The organism is Planobispora longispora, assembly GCF_016863135.1.
GTDB classification, from domain to species: domain Bacteria; phylum Actinomycetota; class Actinomycetes; order Streptosporangiales; family Streptosporangiaceae; genus Planobispora; species Planobispora longispora.
In genome coordinates this window covers 115,838-134,670 of sequence record NZ_BOOH01000044.1, presented here as the reverse complement: position 1 = coordinate 134,670, position 18,833 = coordinate 115,838, and the positions used below count along the sequence as shown (strand labels likewise).

General features: G+C 74.2%; 9 protein-coding genes. 3 read left to right on the top strand and 6 right to left on the bottom strand.

Annotated elements, in window-relative coordinates; translation table 11 throughout:
• Window positions 1-12: 12 nt before the first annotated feature.
• From Plo01_RS26380 to Plo01_RS26360, 5 genes are read right to left on the bottom strand one after another with little or no spacing between them, the layout of a single operon-like run.
• Window positions 13-231 carry a phosphopantetheine-binding protein gene (locus Plo01_RS26380; RefSeq protein WP_239317095.1) on the bottom strand — a complete coding sequence of 73 codons (219 nt, stop codon included), beginning with the start codon at window positions 229-231 and terminating at the stop codon, window positions 13-15.
• Window positions 224-877, bottom strand: a complete 654-nt coding sequence (locus Plo01_RS26375; RefSeq protein WP_203893380.1) for an isochorismatase family protein — start codon at window positions 875-877, stop codon at window positions 224-226. The genes Plo01_RS26380 and Plo01_RS26375 overlap by 8 nt, the downstream gene beginning before the upstream one ends.
• A 7-nt stretch (window positions 878-884) precedes the next feature.
• Window positions 885-2,441 (bottom strand): (2,3-dihydroxybenzoyl)adenylate synthase, encoded by a 1,557-nt coding sequence (locus Plo01_RS26370; protein WP_203893379.1) that lies wholly within the window; start codon window positions 2,439-2,441, stop codon window positions 885-887.
• The gene (locus tag Plo01_RS26365) at window positions 2,428-3,654 is read right to left on the bottom strand and encodes an isochorismate synthase (RefSeq protein WP_203893378.1); all 1,227 of its coding nucleotides are present in this window, start codon (window positions 3,652-3,654) and stop codon (window positions 2,428-2,430) included. Before Plo01_RS26365 ends, Plo01_RS26370 begins: the two co-directional genes overlap by 14 nt.
• Window positions 3,655-3,686: 32 nt before the next feature.
• Window positions 3,687-4,493 (bottom strand): 2,3-dihydro-2,3-dihydroxybenzoate dehydrogenase, encoded by an 807-nt coding sequence (locus tag Plo01_RS26360; RefSeq protein WP_203893377.1) that lies wholly within the window; start codon window positions 4,491-4,493, stop codon window positions 3,687-3,689.
• Window positions 4,494-4,647: 154 nt separating this feature from the next.
• Between Plo01_RS26360 and Plo01_RS26355 the strand changes: the two genes are divergently transcribed.
• Window positions 4,648-5,004, top strand: coding sequence for a hypothetical protein (locus Plo01_RS26355; RefSeq protein ID WP_203893376.1), 357 nt, complete (start codon window positions 4,648-4,650; stop codon window positions 5,002-5,004).
• 265 nt (window positions 5,005-5,269) lie between these two features.
• Here Plo01_RS26355 and Plo01_RS26350 read toward each other — a convergent pair whose 3' ends face one another.
• Window positions 5,270-5,815, bottom strand: a complete 546-nt coding sequence (locus Plo01_RS26350) for a hypothetical protein (RefSeq protein WP_239317093.1) — start codon at window positions 5,813-5,815, stop codon at window positions 5,270-5,272.
• 545 nt (window positions 5,816-6,360) lie between these two features.
• Here Plo01_RS26350 and Plo01_RS26345 point away from each other — a divergent pair.
• Both Plo01_RS26345 and Plo01_RS26340 read left to right on the top strand, forming a co-directional pair.
• On the top strand, window positions 6,361-12,897 hold the full coding sequence (locus Plo01_RS26345) for a non-ribosomal peptide synthetase (RefSeq protein ID WP_203893374.1): 6,537 nt from the start codon (window positions 6,361-6,363) through the stop codon (window positions 12,895-12,897).
• Window positions 12,894-18,773, top strand: a complete 5,880-nt coding sequence (locus tag Plo01_RS26340; protein ID WP_203893373.1) for a non-ribosomal peptide synthetase/MFS transporter — start codon at window positions 12,894-12,896, stop codon at window positions 18,771-18,773. Before Plo01_RS26345 ends, Plo01_RS26340 begins: the two co-directional genes overlap by 4 nt.
• The last annotated feature ends 60 nt before the right edge of the window (window positions 18,774-18,833 follow it).

The window sequence follows — 18,833 nt, the reverse complement described above, 5'->3', positions numbered from 1 at the left end:
GTGACGAGGAGGTCAACCCAGCAACTCCGCCCAGGCCGCGACGGTGGGCCTCTCCGCGAGGTCGGCGAAGCCCACCTCGACGCCCTCGCGCTTCCAGCGCTCGATCAGCGTCATCACGCGGATCGAGTCGAGCCCGGCGTCCATGAGGTTCTCGTCGAAGTCCAGCTCCTCCGGGTCCAGGTAGATCAGTTCGGCGATCTCGGCGCGGAGCCGTACGGCGGTCTCAGACACCGGCGGCCTCCCGGGCGAGCGCGCGGCTGATCTGCCGGGTGGTGGTCGTGACCGCGCAGCGCTCGGCCGCATACGTCAGCGCCATCCGGTGGTGGTCGGCGGAGAAGTCGGCCACCGCGTCGGCGACCACGAAGGGCTGCACGTCCCGCATGAACGCCTCGCAGGCCGTCATCAGCACGCCGATGTGCGCGTAGATCCCGCAGATGATCAGCTGGTCGCGGCCCTGCCCGGCCATCAGCTCGGCCAGCCGGGTCCGCTGGTAGGCGCTGTAGCGCCACTTGGTGAGCAGCACGTCGCCCGCGCGCGGGGTCAGCTCGGGCGTGATCTCCGCCTCCCGCGGGTCGGCGCCGATGCCGCCGCCCCAGAAGTCCAGGAGCAGCCCGCGCTGGTCGGCGCTCTGCCCGCCGGGCTGCGCCGAGTAGACGACGGGGATGCCGAGGTCGGAGCAGCGCGCGCGCAGCGCCAGCACGTTGGACATCAGGTCGACCAGCGGCGACTGCCCGGGGGTGAAGGCCCGCAGGAAGTAGTTCTGCATGTCGTGTACGAGCAGGACGGCGCGGCGGGCGTCCGGCTGCCAGTCCACCCGGTTGGCGGGCAGGTCGCTGACGTCCGGCATGGGATACGGCGTGATCGGGGGGATGGCCATGGTGTCCTCAGGTCCTTTCGCGGAGGTGGCGCTTGCTGACCTTGCCGACGGCGGTCTGCGGGAAGGCGTCGACGAACTCGAACATGTCGGGGATCTTGAAGGCGGCGATGCCGCGGTCCCGGAGGAACGCCCGGAGCTCGGACTTCTTCGGCGTCTCGCCCCGGCAGATCAGGTAGGCGCGGGTGCGCTCGCCGAGGTAGGGGTCGGGGACGGCGACCACGCTGGCGTCGCGGATCGCGGGGTGGGCCAGGAGGTGGTTCTCGACCTCCTCGGCGGCGATCTTCTCGCCGCCCCGGTTGATCTGGTCCTTGGCCCGGCCCTCGACGACCAGGTAGCCCTCCGGGGTGCGGCGGACGATGTCGCCGGTCCGGTAGAAGCCGTCCTCGGTGAAGGCGATCCTGTTGTGCTCGTCGGCCCGCCAGTAGCCGCGGATGGTGTACGGCCCGCGGGTGAGCAGGTGGCCGTAGTCGCTCTCGCGGCCCTCGTCGTCCAGGATGAGGATCTCGTCGTCGGGCGAGATGGGACGGCCCTGGGTGGAGACGACGATCCCCTCGGGGTCGTCCAGCCGGGTGTAGTTGACCAGCCCCTCGGCCATCCCGAAGACCTGCTGGAGCGTGCAGCCCAGCTCGGGCCGGACCCGCTTGGCCGCCTCCTCGCTGAACTTGGCCCCGCCCACCTGGAGCACCTGAAGGCTCGACAGGTCGTGCGCGGTGGACGCGGCGGCGTCCAGCCAGACCAGCGCGAGCGGCGGGACCAGCGCGGCGATGGTGACCCGCTCCCGCTCGATCAGCGGGAAGCAGGCGCCGGGGCTGGGGTCGGGCGCGAGCACGCTGGCCGCCCCGGCGCTGAGCGCGCCGAAGACGCCGGGGGAGCTCATCGGGAAGTTGTGCGCGGCGGGCAGCGCGCACAGGTAGACGCTGTCCGGGGTCAGCTCGCAGATCTCCGCGCTCGCCCGGAAGCTGTAGATGTAGTCGTCGTGGGTCCGGGGGATCAGCTTGGGCAGGCCGGTGCTGCCCCCGGAGAGCTGGAGGAACGCCACGTCCGACGGCTCCGGGCCGGGCAGGCCGTCGAGCACGGCCGGGTCGGCCTCGGGGAGCCGGTCGAGCGTGATCGCGGGGGTGCCCGGGGCGTAGGCGCGGTGCGCGTCGTCCGGGCAGATGTAGGCGGCGGCCCCGGTGAACTCGCAGAAGTAGGAGATCTCGGCGGAGCGGTGCCCGGGCAGGGCGAAGACGGGCCACGCGCCGAGCCGGAACAGCGCGAAGCAGACCTGGTGGAACTCGGGCACGTTCGGCAGCTGCACCACGACCCGGTCACCGCCGCGGATGCCGGAGCCGTACAGCCCGGCGGCGAGCCGGTCGGCCCGCTCGTCCAGGTCGCGGAAGCTCCAGCGGGTCGCGGGGCCGGGGGTTCCGTCGGCCGTGGCGGCCGTACCGGTCGCGCCCGAGATCAGGGCGGGGCGGGAGCCGTACCGGGCGGCCAGGTCGCGGAGCATGCCGCCGAAGGTCTCCCCGCGCCAGTATCCGGCGGCGCGGTAGCGGGCGGCGACGTCGTCAGGCCAGTGCATCGGTGTCCACTCCCAGGGCGCGCAGCATCGTGCGGAACTTGGCGGAGGTCTCCGCGAGCTCCTTGTCGGGGTCGGAGCCGGGTACGATCCCGGCGCCCGCGTACAGCCGGAGCATGCGCCCGGCCGCCTCGGCGCAGCGGATGGTCACCGCCCACTCGCCGTCCCCGGCCGCGTCGGTCCAGCCGACCAGGCCGGTGTAGAAGCCGCGGTCGAACGGCTCCAGCTCCTCGATCGCCCGCCGGGCCCGCAGGCGGGGCGTCCCGCACACGGCCGGGGTGGGGTGCAGCGCGGCGGCCAGGGCGAGCACGGGGGTGTCCGGGTCGCGCAGCACGCCGGTGACACGCGTGGACAGGTGCCACATCGTCTCGGTGGAGGTCAGCTCGGGCCCGTTCGGGACGTCCAGGTCCGCGCAGTACGGCGCCAGCGCGTCGGCCACGGCCTCCACCACCAGGCGGTGCTCGTGCAGGTCCTTGGCGGAGGCGGCCAGCGCGGCGGCCCGGCGGCGGTCCTCGGCGGGGTCGGCGCTGCGGGCGGCCGAACCCGCCAGCGGGTTGGAGATCACGGTCCGGCCGCGGCGGGAGACGAGCAGCTCGGGGCTGGCGCCGATGAGGGTGCGGCCGCCGGGCAGCGGCGCGGCGAAGGACATGTCCCGGCCGGCCAGGGGGCGGAGCAGGTCGAGCACGTCGACGGGCTCGTCGCGGGAGAGTTCGAGCGTCCGGGCGAGCACCGCCTTGCGCAGCGGGTCCGCGACGGGATCCCCGGCGCCTCCGTTTCCGGCGGAGCCTCCGATCCGCGCGCCTCCGTTTCCGGCGCCCTCCCTGTTCCCGGCCTCTCCGGCCTCGGCGTCCATGAGCTCCAGCGCCAGCCGTACCGCCTTGGCGTAGTCCTCGGGGGCAGGGACCGGCCGCACGCGCCAGCCGCCCAGCGACGGCGCGGCACCCGGCTCCAGCGGGCCGGACCAGGTCGCGGAGGCCGGGACGATCAGGTGCGCCGCGCCGTCGAAGCCGACCGCCCCGGCGGCGAGGCGGTTGCCGGCGTGCCCGCCGACCTCGCCGAGCAGGGCGGTCACCCGCTCGGCCAGGGTGGCGAGGCCGCCGGTGGCCAGGGCGCGCACGCCGCGGGTCAGCAGCGTGCCCCGGGACGAGGAGAACAGCACCGAACCGCCGGGTTCGTAGCCCGCCAGCGGGTCCGCGGCGGTCGTCAGCAAACGCATGGGATCCAATCCGTTCAGTCCGTTGAGTCCGTTCAGGCGCGGAGGGTCGCGCCGCCGTCTACCAGGAGGTCGTGCATGGTGATGTGCCGGGCGTGGTCGGAGACGAGGAAGAGCACGGCGTCGGAGATGTCGCGGGGCTCGGCGATGCGGCCGAGCGGGATGCCGGTCCGGAAGGCCGCCGGGTCGCCGTTGAGGGTGGCGCTCCAGGCGTCGGCGGGGTCCTTGCCCTCCCAGAGCGCGCGGAGCATGGAGGTGTCGGTCGAGCCGGGGGAGACGGTGTTGCACCGGATCCCGTACGGACCCAGCTCCAGGCCCAGGCAGCGGGTGAACATGGTCGCCGCGGCCTTGGAGGCGGCGTAGGCCGCCATGCCGACCCGGGGCACCGAGGCGGCGTTGGATCCCACGGTGACGATCACCCCCCGCCGCCGGGGGAGCATCCGGCGCGCGACCTCGCGGCAGAGGTGGAAGACGCCGTCGGTGTTGACCGCGAAGGTCTGCTGCCAGTCGTCGTCGCGGGTCTCCACCACCGACGCGGGGCGGAGCACGCCCGCGACGTTGACGAGGATGTCGATCGGGCCCAGATCGCGCTCGACGGCGGCGACCGTCTCCCCGACCGCGCGCGGGTCGCGGACGTCCAGCGCGTACGGCGCCGCCCCCGCGGCCCCGTCCCCGGTCCCGTCATGCGCGGTCCCGTCGTGCGCGGCCCCGTCAGGTCCGGCGATCCGCAGATCGGCTGCCGCGACTCCGGCTCCCGCGGCGGCCAGCGCCTCGCAGACCGCCGCCCCGATGCCCCGGCCCGCGCCCGTCACCAGGGCGACGCGGCCCCCGATCCCATCCACTCACAGACCTCGCGCTCATGTTAGGTGTGCCTAAGTAAGGTTAGCCTTGCCTAATTTGATGTTTCCGGGAGGGGTCTGTCAACTCGGCCCGTCGGCTTGTGAGGGACCCGATGACGATCCCGGCGGCACCGCGGTCTCGCTCGCGGAGTCACCGGTGCGGATGTCGCGCGCCGCGTGGGCGTTGATCGCCGGGGCGCTGACGTGGGTCGCCGCGTTCTTCGCCTTCATGGCGGTCGGCTTCCCTCTGGAACTCCGGGAATGCGGTGCGGATCCGTTCACCGGGTACGAGACGGAGAGATGCGCCCTCGTCGGCGAGTGGGGAAGCGCGGCGGCCCGCGTCTGGGTCGCCGGCCCGCTCCTCTGGCTGCTGGCGGGCCTCTCCCTGCGGCTGCTCCCCGAACGCCTCGTCCGCACCCGGCGGCTCGTGGTGTGGTCGGTGCCCGCCCTGCCGGGGTCCGACATCGCGGCTCAGGCGATCGTGTACATGCTGTACGGGCCGCCCCTCGTCTGACCGCCGCCTGAGCGGTGGCCGCTCGGGCGAGACGGGGGCACACGTCCTCGGGGCGTGTCGCGGCTTTCACGCAGGCGCTCAAAAGCCCTCAATGACCGAATGGCATGACTGGTGATGTCGCCGGTATAAACGGATGTTTGTTCGATCGATTTCTCGGTGTGATGACCGCCCATCGCGTGCGACCGGTTCCGAAGGGTGCTTTCCGGTCCTTTCCCGGGAGAACTCTCTGGTCGTGACGGGGGCGGCTCCGGTCGTGGAAAGGGAGTCAGCGCAGCGTGATCCCCTTGATGATTTCGGTCAGCTCCGGGACGAGGGGCTGACTGGCCATCACCGTGATGACGACGCCTTTGCGCTCGACCCAGCCCGCATAGCGGCCGTGTCCCAGCGCGCCGTCTCCTTCCTTGGTGAGCACTGTGCGCTTTCCGACCTTCATCTGCCGTACGTCGCCGGCGAAGGTTCCCAGGATGAACGGGGCCGTCCTCAGCTGCGCCGGCCCGGCGGCCTTGGGCCAGCAGGCGACGCGCACCCACAGCGACCGGTGGCCGCGGTCGACGTCGTCCCGGTTGTCGGACCAGAGGTAGCTGTACTCGGCCACGTCGTCGTAGGAGTAGACGTTGACCTGGCCCCAGGAGAAGCCCTTCGGGAGGTGGCCGACGCGCAGCCCCGTGAGCGCGCGGGCGCCTTTCGGCGGCTGGTCGGCCTGGCTCTTGCCGGCCCGCCTGATCTCGGCCGGGGTGGGGGCCGGGCAGCCGGGGGGAGCCTGGGCGTGGGCCGGCCGGGGGATCAGGAGCTGGCCGACGAGCAGCGTCAACGCCGCCAGTGTGCGGTGTGTCCTCATGAACGCTTGGAGTGCGGTCCGCCGCGAAAGGTTCACCGGGAAAGGTCCACCGCCACCGAGGGACGCGTCCGGCGGCGGTTCCCGTCGGCCCGAGGGCGGGACGGAGGTCCGGGATCCGGCGCGTCACCTCACCGCGTGCGGGCTCGTCCGTGCTCGCGCCGGTACGCGTCGGGAGTGCCGATCTCGTCTTTGTCGGCTGGTCGCAGGCGTGAAACCGCAGCGTACGCGGGGAAGAAATTGGAAAGTTACTTTACCGTAAGGGCGGATGATCATTGCGGTGGCGGCCATGTGTCTGTCATCCTGCTGCCGCGATCGAAGCGCCGTTCCCGACGTCGTGACCGGCTGTCGATGTCTTGTCACAAGGACGACCCCTGCCCTCACCGCGCCCGCGACCGGGGCCGGAGGCCGCCCTCGTGGCGACCCCGGCGCTCCCGCCCGGGAGACCGCCGGGGCGATCGCGCGATCCGGGACACGCCCAGCGGAACGCCGGCTGTACGGCGCCGACAGGAGGGATGGGGATGGAGTCCCTCGTTCACGACGAGATCCGTCCGAGGCACGACGAGAGCGGCGAGTCGCCCCTCTCGCCCGGCCAGGAGCGCATGTGGTTCCTCGACCGCCTGGACCGGGCCGGTGAGACCGCCGGCGCACCCCGCACGGCCGGCCCCGGCGGGGCCGCGCACAACGTGTTCGTCGCCGAGATCCTGCGGGGACCGCTCGACACCGGCGCGCTGGGACGCGCGCTCACGGAGATCACGGCCCGCCACGAGGTGCTGCGGAGCCGCTGCCCGAGCCGGGACGGAGCCCCCGTCCAGGTCGTCGGCGACGGCCCGGAGCTGGAGCTGCTGGACCTGACCGGCCTGCCGGAGGACGGGCGGGTGGCCGAGGCGTGCCGGCTCGGCCGCGAGCGCATCGAGCGCCGGTTCGACCTGGAGCACGAGCCGCCGGTCCGGATGACCCTGATGCGCCTGTCGGAGCGGGAGCACGCGCTGTGCGCGGTGTTCCACCACATCGCGGTGGACGGCTGGTCGGTCGGCGTGTTCCTGAAGGAGCTGGCCGCGCTCTACGGGGCGTTCCTCGCCGGAGAGCCGTCCCCGCTGCCGCCGCTGCCGATCCAGTACGCCGACTTCGCCCGCTGGCAGCGCGAGCGCCTCGACGGCCTGGCGGAGGAGCACCTCGGCCACTGGCGGAAGGCGCTGGCCGACCCGCCGACGCTGGAGCTCCCCACCGACCGGCCGCGCCCTCCGGTCAGGACCGCCAACGGCGGATACGTCACGCTCAGCCTCCCCGCGCCGGTGAGCGACGCCGTCGACCGGCTCGCCCGGCAGGCGCGCTGCACGCCGTTCATCACGATGCTCACCGCCTACCTGGTCCTGCTGTCGCGCTACTCCGGCCAGCGGGACATCTGCGTCGGGACACCGGTCGCGAGCCGGGGCAGGCCCGAGCTGGAGCCGCTCATCGGGCTCTTCCTCAACACCCTCGTGATCCGGGGCGACCTGTCCGGCGACCCGACCTTCCAGGAGATGCTCCGCCGCGTCCGCTCCGCCGCGCTCTCGGCCTACAGCAGGGACGAGTTCCCCTTCGACCGGCTGGTCGGCGAACTGAACCTGCCCCGCGACCTCAGCCGCACGCCGCTGTTCCAGGCCCAGATCGTCCAGCACGACTACGCGGGCATCAGGTCGGCGCTGCCCGGGATCACCGTCGAGCCCCTCGACGTCGTCATCCGGCCGGCGGCCTTCGACCTGTCGCTGGAGTTCGGCCGCCGGAACGGGCGGCTCGACCTCGACCTCGTCTACAACAGCGACCTGTTCGACCGGAGTACGGCGGAGCGCATGCTCGGCCACCTGGCGACCATGCTGGCCCGGGCCGCCGAGGATCCCGCCCGCCGCCTGTCCGAGATCGCCCGCCTGGACGAGGCCGAGCGCGAACGGCTGCTCACCGCCTGGAACGACACCGCCGCTCCCCGCCCGGAGACGACGCTCCACGACCTCGTCACGGGCGAGCCCGGCGCGATCGCGGCGAGCTGCGAGGGGCGGAGCGTGACCTACGCCGAGCTGGAGACGGCGGCCAACCGGCTGGCCAACCGGCTGCGGCGCGAGGGGGTACGGCCCGGCGTCCTCGTCGCCGTGTGCGCGGGCCGCTCGCTGGAGACGCTGACCGCGCTGCTGGCCGTGGCGAAGGCGGGCGGGGCGTACGTGCCGCTCGACCCGGACTACCCCGCCGACCGGCTCTCCTACGTCCTGGAGGACTCGGGCGCCGCGCTGCTGCTGACCGAGGAACGCCTGCGCGGGCTGTTCCCGCACGGCGCCGTACCGGCCCTGCTCATCGAGGACCCGGAGGCGTTCGCCGCCGAGCCCGGCTCCCCGCCGCCGCCGCTCGCGACCCCCGGCGACCTGGTGTACGTGCTCTACACCTCGGGTTCGACGGGCCGTCCCAAGGGCGTCGCCATCGAGCACCGCGCCCTGGTCAACCTGCTGCTGGCGATGGGGGAGGTGCTGGACGCCGGGCCGGATCACCGCTGGCTGGCGCTCACGTCCCTGTCGTTCGACATCTCCGCCCTGGAGCTGTACCTGCCGCTGGTCACCGGCGGGCAGGTGACCGTCGCCGGAAGCGCCGAGGCCTCCGACGCGTCCGCGCTGGTCAGGCTCGCCTCCGAGCACGCCGTGACGCACGTCCAGGCGACGCCGTCCGGATGGCAGGCGATGCTCGACGCGGGCTTCGCCCGGCCGTCCGTGGTCGCGCTCACCGGCGGAGAGGCGCTGCCGCCGGCCCTCGCCCGCGCGCTGCGGAGCCGCGTGCGCGCCCTGTGGAACGTCTACGGCCCCACCGAGACGACGATCTGGTCGACCTTCGCGCCGGTGTCCGAGGAGCCGGGGACGGTGACGATCGGCGGGCCGCTGGCCAACACCCGGGTCTACGTGCTGGACGAGGAGTTCGAGCCGGTGCCCGTCGGGGTGGTGGGCGAGCTGTTCATCGCCGGCACGGGACTGGCCAGGGGCTACCTGAACCGTCCCGCCCTGACCGCCGAGCGCTTCCCGACCGACCCGTTCGGTCCCCCCGGGACGCGGATGTACCGGACGGGCGACCACGTCAGGTGGCGGGCCGACGGTCGGATCGAATATCTCGGCCGGGCCGACGGCCAGGTGAAGCTCCGCGGCCACCGCATCGAGCTGGGGGAGATCGAGGCCGTCCTGGAGACGCACCCCGGCGTCTCCCGCGCGGTCGCCGCGGTCGTCGACGACACCCTCGTGGCCTACGTCGTCGGCGACCCCGAGGGGCTCCGCGAGCACGCCGCCCGCACCCTGCCCGCGATCATGGTCCCGGCGGTGGTGGTGCGCCTGCCCGCGATGCCGCTGACCCCCAACGGCAAGATCGACCGCAAGGCGCTGCCCGCGCCCGACCGGTCGCCCACCGGCCGGGGCCGCGCGCCGCGGACCTCGCTGGAGCGCCAGGTCGCCGAGGTCTTCGCCGAGGTGCTGGGCCTGGACGGGCCCCGGGCGGCCGGGACGGGGGCGGAGGAGCGGGGCGCGGCCGGTCTGGGCGTGGACGACGACTTCTTCACCCTGGGCGGCCACTCGCTGCTCGCCGTCAAGGTCGTCGCCCGGATGGCGGCGCTGCTCGGCACGGAGATCCCGATCCGGGACCTGTTCACCCGGCCGACCGTCGCGGCCTTCGCGGCGGCCGTACAGGAGCGGATGGGAGAGGGAGCCGGGGGCGACGCCTCCCCGGCGCCGGGCCCGCGCCCGCCCGGCACGCCGGCGCCGCTCTCGCCCGCGCAGGAACGGCTCTGGTTCCTGCACCGGCTCGACCCCGCCGACGCCTCCTACAACATGTACAACGTGTGGCGGCTGGGCGGCGCGCTCGACGCCGGCGCGCTGGCCCGCGCCCTCCGCGACCTGGCGGAGCGGCACGAGATCCTGCGCACGCGCTACCCCGACGCCGACGGTCACCCGGTCGCGGTCGCCGTCCCGGACGGCGGGCCGGTCATCGAGTACATCGACCTGCTCGCGGGGGAGCGGGCCGGGGAGCCGGTCACCGGGCTCCGGGCCGAGGAGACGGCCCGCAGGCTGGTCGCCGAGCGCACCAACGCCCCCTTCGACCTCACCGCGGCGCCCCCGTTCCGCGTCACCCTGATCCGCCTGGCCGAGGACGACCACGTCCTGTGCTCCGTGCTCCACCACATCGCGGGCGACGGATGGTCGCTCAACGTCATGGGCGACGACCTGACCGCCCTGTACGCGGCGCACCGCGACGGGACCGCCCCCGGCCTCGCCGCGCTGCCCCTGCAGTACGGGGACGTGGCGTTCTGGCAGCGGGGCCGCGACGACGGCGCCGCCCTCGCCTACTGGCGCGACCGGCTCGCCGACCCGCCCGTCCTGGAGCTGCCGCTCGACCGCCCCCGGCCGCGCGTCCCCGCGCACGCCGGAGGGTTCCACTCCTTCCGGCTGCCCGCCGGGCTCTCGGCGGACCTGGAGCGGCTGGGGCAGGAGCACGGCGCGACGCTGTTCATGGTGCTGCTCGCCGCCTACCAGGTGCTGCTGGCCCGGCACACCGGGCAGGACGACGTCACCGTCGGCTCCCCGGCCGCGGGCCGGGACCACGTGGCGTTCGAGCCGGTCGTCGGCTACTTCGCCAACACCCTCGTGCTGCGCGGGGACCTGTCGGGCGACCCGTCCTTCGCCGACCTGCTCCGCCGTACCCGGACGACCGTCCTGGAGGCGCTGGCCCACCAGGACGTGCCGTTCGAGAGGCTCCTGACGGAGCTGGACGTGGAGCGCGACCTGAGCCGCACCCCGCTGTTCCAGACCATGGTCATCCTGCACACCCAGGACGAGGAGGGCGAACCCCGGACGACCTTCGCGGACCTGTCCCTGGAGTACTTCGACGCCGGGTTCCGGCAGGCCAAGTTCGACCTCATGCTGGAGGGCCGGCGCGACGCCGACGGGCTCTCCCTCGCGCTCGGCTACGACGCCGAGCTGTTCGAGGCGGAGACCGTCGCCGCCCTCGCCGGCCGGTTCGCCGTCCTGTGCGGCGCGATCGCGGCCGACCCCGGCCGCGCGCTCTCCGCGCTGCCGTCCCGTACGGCCGGCGACGACGCCCGGCTGCGGGAGCTGGAGGAGACGGAGCCCTGCCCGGCGAGTCCCCTCGTGCCCGCCCTCATCGGCGAGGCGACCGCCGCCCACCCCGACGCCGCCGCGGTGAGCTGCGGCTCGGAGACGGTGACCTACGCCGCCCTGGAGCGCCGGGTCGCCGCGCTCGCCGCCCTGCTGCGCGAGCGCGGGGCCGGGCGGGAGGCGGTCGTCGCAGTCCGGCTGGAGCGGTCGATCGACGCCATGGCGGCGCTGCTCGCCGTGTGGAGGTCCGGCGCCGCCTACCTGCCCGTCGACCCCGAGCTCCCCGAGGAGCGGACCGGGCTGCTGCTGGCCGACAGCGGCGCCGTCCTGCTGGTGACGTCCGCGACAGTCGGCGCCCCGCCGCCGTCGGACGTGCCCGTGCTGCTGCTCGACGAGCCGCCCTCGGCGGAGGGGACGCCGCCGCTGGAAGGACCCCCCTCCGCGGACGGGACGCCGCCGGGGACGCTCCCCGGGGCGGAAGGCCCCGGAGGCCCGGAGCACGTCCGGGGGGACGACGCCGCGTACGTGATCTACACCTCGGGCTCCACCGGCGTCCCCAAGGGCGTGGTGGTGGAGCACCGGGCCCTGGCCGCCCGGGTGGCCTGGATGCGCGAGGACTACGGGCTGGGGCCGGGGGACCGGGTGGTCCAGTTCGCCTCGCTCAGCTTCGACGCGCACGCCGAGGAGGTCTATCCCGCCCTCGCCTCCGGCGCGACGCTGGAGCTCCTGCCCGGGGGCGCGGTCACGCTGCCCGAGGTCCTGGCCGGGCCGCGCGGCGACGGGGTGACGGTGCTGGACCTCCCCACCGCGTACTGGCACCGGCTGGTCGACCAGATAGACGAGGTGGCCTGGCCCGCCCGGCTGCGGCTGGTCATCCTCGGCGGCGAGCAGGTCCACGCCTCCGCCGTGGCCCGCTGGCGGGAACGGTTCGGCGACCGGGTCCGCCTGGTGAACACCTACGGGCCCACCGAGGCCACGATCATCGCGACCGCGGCGGACCTCGGCCCGGCCGGGACCGGGGAGCGCCCGCCGATCGGGCGGCCGATCGCGGGGACCCTGGCGGTCGTCGCCGACGCCCGCGGCCACCGCGTGCCGCCCGGCGCGCCGGGAGAGCTGCTCCTCGGCGGCGCCGGGCTCGCCCGCGGCTACCTGAACCGGCCCGACCTCACCGCCGAACGGTTCGTGACCGCCCGGCACGGCGGAGACCTCCACCCGGCGGGCGACGCCGTTCACTACGGCGGAGACCTCCACCCGGCGGGCGACGCCGTCCGACACGGCGAGGACCGGCTCTACCGGACCGGCGACCGGGTCCGCTGGCGGCCGGACGGGCAGCTGGAGTTCCTCGGCCGCCTCGACGACCAGATGAAGGTGCGCGGCTACCGGATCGAGCCCGGGGAGATCGAGGAGCGCCTGCTCGCCTGCCCCGGCGTGCGGCAGGCGGCCGTCACCGCCCGGGACGACCGGCTCGTCGCCTACGTCGCGGGTTCCGCCGAGCCGGAGGAGCTGCGGCGGCGCCTGGCGGAGGGGCTGGCGCCGTACATGGTGCCCGAGGTCTGGGTGACGCTTCCCGCACTCCCGGTGACCTCCGGCGGGAAGATCGACCGCAGGGCGCTGCCCGCGCCGGACTTCGACGGCGACCGGCCCTTCACGGCGCCCCGGACCGACGCCGAGGAACTGGTGGCGAAGGTCTGGCAGGAGGCGCTGGGGGTCGGGCGGGTCGGCGCGTTCGACGACTTCTTCGCCCTCGGCGGCCACTCGCTGCTGATCGTGCGGGTCGGCGCGCGGCTCCGGGCCTCCATCGGGATCGACGTCCCCATCCGCACGCTTTTCGTCAACCGTACGGTGGCCGACCTCGCGGTGGCGGTGGAGCAGCTCCTCATCGAGGAGCTGTCCGAGCTCACCGACGAGGAGGCCGCCCGGCTGCTTGAGACGGAGACTCCGTGACCACGTTGTCGGCGGCCAAGAAGGCCCTGCTCGCCCAGAGGCTGCGAGGCGGCCTCGCCGCCCCCGCGCCGCCCTCGATCCCGCCGCGCCCGGCCGGCGCGGAGAGCCTGCCGCTCACCTCCGGGCAGGAGCGGATCTGGTTCCTCGACCAGCTCGACCCCGGCGACAGCGCGTTCGCGATGTCGCTCGCCCAGCGGTGGCGCGGCCCGCTCGACGTGCCGGCCCTGCGCGAGGCGTTCGACCGCATCGTGGCCAGGCACGAGATCCTGCGCACCCGCTTCGTCGACGAGGACGGCAGCCCGGTCCAGATCGTCGACCCGCCCTCGCCCCTCGGCGTGGAGTATCTGGAGACGACGGAGGCCGGCGCCCCGGCGCTGATCGCCGAGCGCGTGGCCGCCCCCTTCGACCTGGGGACCGGGCCGCTGCTGCGGGTCGCGCTGCTCCGCCTGGCCGAGGACGACCACGTGCTGAGCCTGGTGTGCCACCACATCATCGCCGACGGGGTCTCCGTCAACCTGCTCATGCGAGAGCTGGCCGTTCTCTACCGGGCGTCCCTGAAGGGAGGACACGCGGGCGGGGGACTCCCGGACGGTGAGCTTCCGAACGGTGAGCTTCCGAACGGTGAGCTTCCGAACGGTGAGCTCTCGGACGGTGAGCTCTCGGACAGGGAGCTTCCGGACAGGGAGCCGTCGCCTCTGGAGCCGCTCGCCGTCCAGTACGCCGACTACGCGCTCTGGCAGCGCGAGCAGCTGCGCGGGGAGGAGGCGCGGCGCTCCCTGGAGTACTGGTGCGAGCAACTCGCCGACGCCCCGGTCCTGGACCTGCCCACCGACCGGCCCAGGCCGCCCGTGCAGACCTCCGAGGGCGACACCCTGAGCCGCCGCCTGGACGCCGGGACCGCCGCCCGCCTCGAAGGGCTCGCCGCGGACGAGGGCTGCACCCTGTTCATGGCGCTGCTCGCCGCCTACCAGACGCTGCTCATGCGGCACACGGGGCAGAAAGACGTCTGCGTGGGCTCGCCCACCGGCGGGCGGGCCCGGCTGGAGCTGGAGCCGCTGATCGGGTTCTTCCTCAACACGCTGGTCCTCCGCGGCGACCTGACGGGCGACCCGACCTTCCGGGAGCTGCTGGGCCGGACCCGGACGGTCGCGATGGACGCCTTCACCCACCAGGAGATCCCCTTCGAGCGGGTGATGGCCGACCTGAAGGTCGAGCGCGACCTCAGTCGCTCGGCGCTCTTCCAGACCATGCTCGTCGTGCACACCCAGGACGACCCGCGCCAGGCGTCGGACATGGAGGGGCTCACGGTCGAGGGGTTCGACACCGGATACACCGCGGCCAAGTTCGAGGTGACCCTGGAGGCCTGGCGCGACCCGGACGGGCTGACCCTCGGCTTCGGCTACCGCAGCGACCTGTTCGACCGCTCGACGATGGAGGCGCTGGCCGACCGGTTCGTCCGGCTGCTGCACGCCGTGACGGCCGACCCGGAGATCCGGCTCTCCGCCGTCGACCTGCTGGGCGAGGAGGAGCGGGCCCGCCTCCTGGCCTGGGGCACCGGTCCCGCCGGTTCCGCTGTTCCCGCCGCGACCGGCCCCGCCGTGACCGATTCCGCGGAGTTCACGCAGCCCGTGGAGCTTGTGGAGCCCGTGGAGCTTGCGGAACTCGCCGCGGACGGTTCCTCCGGGGCGGGGGCGGCGGGGCGGGAGACCGTGCCCGGCATGATCGCCGCAACGGTCGCGGCGTTCCCGCGGGCCACGGCCCTGAGCCACGGGGGCGTCCGGCTGACCTACGCGGACCTGGACGCGCGCTCCGACCGGCTCGCGCGGGCGCTGCGCGAGGCGGGCGCGGGACCCGAGTCGATCGTCGGGGTCTGCCTGGACCGCTCGCCCGAGCTGATCGTGACGCTGCTCGCCGTCTGGAAGGCCGGCGCCGCGTACCTGCCGCTCGATCCCGCGTACCCGGCCGAACGGCTGGCCTACATGCTCGCCGACAGCTCGGCCCGGATCCTGGTCGGCACTCCTGACGCGGACGGCGCCCCCGGGGCGGGCGACGCCTCCTCCGGCACGGGCGGCACTCATCGGACGAACGGCGCCTCCGGGGTGGACGGCGTCCCCGCCGGGGTGCTGCGGCTCGACCCGGGAGCGGAGCCGCGCGAGAGCGGAGGAGAGCTGCCGCCGCCCGATCCCGGCCGGGCCGCGTACGTCATCTACACCTCGGGCTCCACCGGCCGGCCCAAGGGCGTGCTGATCACCCACGGGGCGCTCGCGGCCCGGGTGCGCTGGATGCGCGAGGCCTACGGGCTCGGTCCGGCCGACCGGGTGCTCCAGTTCGCCTCGGTCAGCTTCGACACCCACGTCGAAGAGGTCTACCCGTGCCTGACGACCGGAGGCACGCTCACGTTGCTGCCCAGCGGGGGCGAGTTCCTGCCGGACTTCCTGGCCACGGCGGAGGGCGCGGAGCTGACCGTGCTCGACCTGCCCACGCCGTACTGGCACGAACTGGCCGCCGACATCGACGCCATTGCCTGGCCCCCCGGCCTGCGGCTGACCATCCTCGGCGCCGACCAGGCGCAGCCGTGGGCCGTACGGGCCTGGCACCGGCGCTTCGGCGGCGCGGTCCGGCTGGTCAACACCTACGGCCCGACCGAGACGACGGTCATCGCCACCTGCGCGGAGCTCCGCGACTCCGACGAGCGCCCGCCCATCGGCCGGCCCATCGCGGAGACCTCGCTGTACGTGCTCGACGAGGCCGGTGACCTGGTCCCCGCCGGAGTGCCCGGCGAGCTGTACATCGGCGGCGCCGGCCTGGCCCGCGGCTACCTGGACCGGCCGGACCTGACCGCCGAGCGGTTCCCCGTGCTGGCGGGGGAGCGCCTGTACCGGACCGGCGACCGGGTCCGCTGGCGCGCCGACGGGCAGCTGGAGTTCCTCGGCCGCTTCGACGACCAGGTGAAGCTGCGCGGCTACCGGATCGAGCTCGGCGAGATCGAGTCCCGGCTGCTCGAAGCCCCCGGGGTGGCGCAGGCGGTCGTCGTCGTGGATCGGGACGCCCTGGTCGCCTACGTCGTCGGCGACGCCGAACCGGCCCGGCTCCGCGAGCGCCTGGCCGAGGGCGTGCCCGCCTACATGGTGCCCAAGGCCGTGGTGGTGCTCGACCGGCTGCCCCTGACGCCCAACGGCAAGCTCGACCGGCGCGCCCTCCCCGCCCCGGAGGCGGAGCGGCGGGAGCCCGCCGACGTCCCCGCCACCGAGACCGAGCGCGTCATCGCGGAGATCTGGTCGCAGGTGCTCGGGATCGAGGCGGTGGGCGCCGAGGAGGACTTCTTCGACCTGGGCGGCCACTCGTTGTCGGCGACCAAGGCGATCGCCAGGATGCGGCGCGAGCTGGGCGACGGCGTGTCGCTGATGGACCTGTTCCGCAACCCCACGGTGCGGCGGCTGGCCGCGCTCGTCGACCGCCCGGACGACGGCGACGGCTCCGGCCGCCCGCTGCTGCACGAGCTGACCCCGCCCCGCCCGCCGGGCACCGAGACGATCACCTACGTGTGCGTGCCGTACGGCGGCGCCAGCGCGCTGGTCTACCGTCCGCTGGCCGAGGCGCTGCCCGAGGGCCACCGGCTGCTGGCGGTCGCGGTCCCCGGCAACGACCTGGGGCTGGAGGAGGAGCCGCTGCCCGTCGAGGAACTGGCCGGACGCTGCGCGGAGGAGATCATCCGGCGGGTGAGCGGCCCCCTGGTCCTGTACGGCCACAGCAGCGTCGGCTCGGCCCTCACCGTGGAGATCGCCCGCCGGGTCGAGGCGGCCGGACGCGACCTGGAGGCCGTCTGCATCGGCGCGGCCTTCCCCTTCACCAAGCCGCGCGGCCGCCTGATGCGCGGGCTGTCCAGGCTGGCGCGGGCCTCGGCCGTCTCCTCCGACCGCGCCTACGGCAACTGGCTCGCCTCGATGGGCGTGGACCTGAGCGACCTCGAGCCCGAGCACGCCCTGCGCATCGTGCGGAACATGCGCCGGGAGGCCGAGCGCGCCGAGGAGTACTTCACCGGAGTCGTCGACGCCGCCGTGGAACGGCTCCGCGCCCCGCTGATCACCCTGGTCGGCGACCGCGACCCGGCCACGGAGTTCTACGAGGAGCGCTACCGCGAGTGGCATTTCCTGACGGACACCTCCGTGCTCGTCGTCATCCGCGAGGCCGGGCACTTCTTCCTGAAGTACCGGACCGCCGAGCTGGCCCGCATCCTCACCGAGGCGCCGTCGTTCGGCTCCGCGCCCGAGCTGGAAGCCGTACCGGCCGGTCCCGACGGTGAGGTCTGGCCGTCCGCCCCCGCAGCGGAGACGGCGGCGGCCGGGACGGCTGCCCGGGCCGGGGAGATCGGGGAAGCCGGGGCGGTCGCCCAGGGCGGGAAGCCCGCAGAACCCGCGGAGTCCATCGAGCTCGCGGAGCTCGGGGCGGCCGGCGTCACGTGGCGGCTGGCCGGGGTCTCCCGGCGGGGCCGGAGCGTCGGCGCGCCCGGTGGACCGGAGGAGTCCGGCGAGGCGTCCCAGCCCGGCATGCGGCGTTTCGCCGCCGTGGCCGCCGGGCAGCTGGTGTCGATCCTCGGGTCGGCGCTCACCGAGTTCGCGGTGCCGATCTGGGTCTACCAGACCACCGGGTCCGTCGCGAACTTCACCCTGTTCGCCGTGCTCGCGCTGGTGCCCGGACTGCTGGTGACCCCGTTCGCGGGGGCGATCGTCGACCGGATGGACCGGCGCCGGGTGATGCTGGCCGGCGACATCGGGGCGGCCGGCAGCCAGCTCGTGCTCGGGCTGCTGCTGTGGACCGGGAACCTGCAGGTGTGGCACGTCTACCTGCCGCTGGTCACGCTGTCGGTGTCACTGACCTTCCAGCGGCTCGCCTACGCCTCGGCGATCCCGCAGCTCGTCCCCAAACGCCTGCTCGGGCACGCCAACGGCATCGTCCAGATGGTCAACTCCTCCGCGCATCTCGTGGTCCCCCTCGTCGCGGTCGGCCTGATGTCCGTGATCGGCCTGGAGGGCATCGTCGCCTTCGACGTGATCAGCTACGTCTTCGCGATCGGCACCCTGCTGTTCGTACGGTTCCCCGCCGCCATGGCCTGGCGGCGCAGGGAGACGCTGCTCTCCGAGATCGCCGGAGGGTTCCGCTACTCGTGGGGCAACTCCGGTTTCCGGGCCATGCTGCTCTTCTTCGCCGGCCTGAACGTCTTCCTCTCGCCGCTGTTCCTGATGGTCACCCCGCTGGTGCTGTCGTTCGCGACCCTCGACGACGTCGGCCGGGTCGCCTTCGCCTCCGGGACGGCCGGCTTCCTCGGCGGCCTGATCATGAGCGTGTGGGGCGGGCCCCGTGTCCTGCGGATGCGCGGCGTGCTGCTGTTCACCCTGGCCCTGGGCGGGTGCGCCCTCGTCACCGGCCTCCGCGCCGACCTGGTCGTGGTCGGGGCCGGGGCGTTCGGGATGACCCTGTGCCTGACGCTGCTCAACGGCATCTACGCGACGATCGTGCAGGTCAAGGTGCCCCAGCGGTTCCACGGCCGGGTCTTCGCGATGAACACGGTGATCTCGTGGTCCACGCTGCCGATCGGGTACGGCGTCGTGGCCCCCGTGGTCAGCTCGCTGCTGGAGCCGCTGCTCGCCGAGGGCGGCGCGCTGGCCTCCACCGCCGGCGCGCTCATCGGGACCGGCCCGGGCCGGGGGATCGGCCTCATGTACGTGCTCTTCGCGGGCTGCATCGCCGCCACGGCGCTCATCGCCCTCCGGACGCGCGCGCTCTCCGGGTTCGACCACCAGATCCCCGACGCCATCGCCGACGACCTCGTCGGAGCCAGGACGGTCGCCGCCTCCCGGCGCGCTTCAGCCGGATGACGCTTCCACCGGAGAGGATGCCCGGTCGGGGCATCCTCTCCGGAGTGACCCGCCGGTCGC